General features: G+C 41.6%; 5 protein-coding genes. All 5 read right to left on the bottom strand.

Going from position 1 to position 2,609, the window contains the following annotated elements:
* Positions 1-104: 104 nt before the first annotated feature.
* Positions 105-398, bottom strand: coding sequence for a hypothetical protein (locus C8N46_RS19970; RefSeq protein ID WP_108116878.1), 294 nt, complete (start codon positions 396-398; stop codon positions 105-107).
* A complete protein-coding gene (locus C8N46_RS19965; protein ID WP_108116877.1) occupies positions 388-756 on the bottom strand; it encodes a hypothetical protein in 369 nt (122 codons plus the stop codon). The genes C8N46_RS19970 and C8N46_RS19965 overlap by 11 nt, the downstream gene beginning before the upstream one ends.
* Positions 757-782: 26 nt before the next feature.
* Entirely contained in the window at positions 783-1,379 is a 597-nt protein-coding gene (locus C8N46_RS19960) for a hypothetical protein (RefSeq protein ID WP_108116876.1), read from the bottom strand.
* A 104-nt stretch (positions 1,380-1,483) separates the two neighbouring features.
* Positions 1,484-1,960, bottom strand: coding sequence for a hypothetical protein (locus C8N46_RS19955; protein WP_108116875.1), 477 nt, complete (start codon positions 1,958-1,960; stop codon positions 1,484-1,486).
* Positions 1,961-1,991: 31 nt separating this feature from the next.
* Positions 1,992-2,609, bottom strand: a 618-nt coding sequence (locus C8N46_RS20730; protein ID WP_158269221.1) for a hypothetical protein, incomplete at its 5' end; no start/stop codon positions are given.

Here is a 2,609-nt window from a genome sequence, read left to right as displayed (position 1 = left end):
ATGGAATTGTTGGGATGCTGTGATAGATGATGCGCGATGTGTTGCATCTTGTTGTGACTTGTTGCGGATTGTTGCATCTTGTTGCGTTTTGTTGCAAATTGTTGCTAGTTCGACGGGCAATGCAGTGTGCCATACCAAATCACAAGTCTTGGATTTGGCACGGCTTCTTCTGTTGCTACAAAATCGATTCGAAAACTGCTGTTGACCACTGCAAAAGGAACTTCCACCACAAATATCTCATCGGGTTTGACATCATCAATGCCGTTTATCATCACCGTTTGATTCCCGCGATTGCGCAATGTTAAATGATGAACCCCGCGCTGATTGAGTTGCTTCAAATCAAGAATGGTATCTGCGGTGATGAGTTTTGCCGATATTGTGCCTGTTCTATCTGTCATAGCCATCGGTGTCAATTACAAATAAAAAGTGTCCTGCAAATTCTCTTGCAACTATTTCAGGCGAAAACATATTGATAAGCACCTTGCCATTGGTTTTAAAGTTTACAGGCTTGTAGGCTTCCAATCCGCCAATAGTACCCTTTTTAAAATCACGCACATCTACCGCTTCCAAAATGGGATTGCCCTGTGTATCTTCAATGGATAGATTGATATTTTGCAGTGGAATTGCATCGAATTCAAAAAAAGTAACTCCGATACAGCGTCCTCTTACAAGTTCCTTTGGTTCTTGCGTGGACTTTCCATTTTCAGTGATGGTAAGGTTTACACCTACATATTTTAAATTTCTATTTTTTTGCATGGTTGTACTTTTTTACGTTGTATCAATTACTTTTTACTAGCCGATGTTTCAAATCCGATATAGCGCAGTTCGATATATCCTTTTTCTCCAGCTTGTAATCCTAGACTTGCTCCGTCAGGCACTCTGATTTCTGCGTTGAAGGTTTTGTTATCTCTAAAGAGGATAAACTTGTTAAAAGGATATTTGTACTTGTCGGTATGGATGGCATCGGCAATGGCTTTAATCGGTAAGTCCATTACGATATTGGAATCCATCTTTTGAATGATTTGACCGTTTAAAAGTCCAACGGGTAAGTTATTCCCGTAGTCCACTAGACCGCGAGAAGTTCCCGAAGCAGCAACCCCGTAGGTAAGACGCACGCCAGTGGCAATAAAGTAGCGTCCTGTATCGAGTTTGTTACCATCAAAGAGATTTTCTCCTACAATCTTTTGCAATTCTTTTTCAAAGATGTCCTGCGAGCTTCCGTTGTCTTGCAATTGGTGACGTATGTAAATTTCACTGTCTTGTAACTTGATATTCTGATTGCGAATATTGGTTAACATATCGTTTGAGAAATTGCCTGATTCGTTGGCAACCTTGCCTAGATAGTCCAAAACTTCTGCGTATAATTCTGTTTGTTTCATTGTGTTTTGTATTTGTTAAATTGTTGTTGCGTTTTGTTGCATCTTGTTGCATCTTGTTGCGTTTTGTTGCAACTTGTTGCGGGGTATCGTCCTAAAATTTGTTTTTAAGTCAGTGGAAACTCCAATCGTGTAGGTTGGGTAGTGGTTTGATGCGCACCTATTTGAGTGTTGGTTCGATTAGGTGTAAAACGATAGCCCATCCCCATGCGTCTGCTTGCTTCAACCGTTGGTTTAATCACATCGCCACCGCCAGTTTCTAACATGTCGTGCATGAATTTGTTCATGGTCGTTCCATCCGCTTCAGGAAGTGTTGGAGTCGCTGCTTCGGCAATAAAGCGTTGTCCTTGACGAATACCCATTCCTAAAAGCAAGTTTCTAGTGATTTTGGCTGTGGTATCATTTCCTTGTATGGAAGCTGCACCAAATATTCCAAGTGCCGCCAGTGCTGCTTTTCGCATTTTAGAATCTTCAATTGGCACAAGTCCTTCAACTCCTGAAGAGAGTAATCCCCCTGCAAGCATCCCGCCTGCATCAAAGGATGCACTAGCGACTGTCTTGCCTGTAAACATTTTAAATTTCATATCTATTTGTTTTTATAATTAATACTTGTTTTTAAGCTTTTGCCATGAGTGTTCCTGCAATGGCAGTGGCAGCAAGCCACAATCCTGCATTGGAAGATTTTTTTGTCACTATTGGTTTTGGCGAGTTAGTACCATCCGTAACCGTTGGATTACTTACCACATCGATAGGTTCTACGGGGTCAGTATTGGTTTTGGATTCCACTAAAAAGACAGGATACATCGCGGTGGTGTTCTCTGACCACTCATGATTATAACCTTCAAATATCCACGCGGCATCGGTAGTTTCTTGACGTATTTCTGTGATATTGTAGGTGTAGCCAAGTGAGGTAACAATGCTTTCAAAAGCTGGAATCAGCGCGTAGAATACCTCGTTGTATTGATCGAGTGCCAAACGGGAACATCTACGCCAATTTTCATTCACACGCAAAAACCAATACATGTCACGACATACATAGACTGCCATTGCCAAATAGTTGAGTCGATTGTTCAACTCGCTCACACTTGATGCGGTTTGCAGTTCTTGAAATAGGTTTTGGAAATACGGCGCGTGAATGGCTGATATTTCTGCGGTTGTTTGTTGCGGGGTAAAAGTGGAATTCCAACACGTGAGTTCAAATCCGTTGGCGAAAATCGCTCCAAAGGTGTTGGA

This window comes from Kordia periserrulae (assembly GCF_003054265.1).
Lineage (GTDB): Bacteria > Bacteroidota > Bacteroidia > Flavobacteriales > Flavobacteriaceae > Kordia > Kordia periserrulae.
This window is presented reverse-complemented; position numbering and strand designations above follow the sequence as displayed.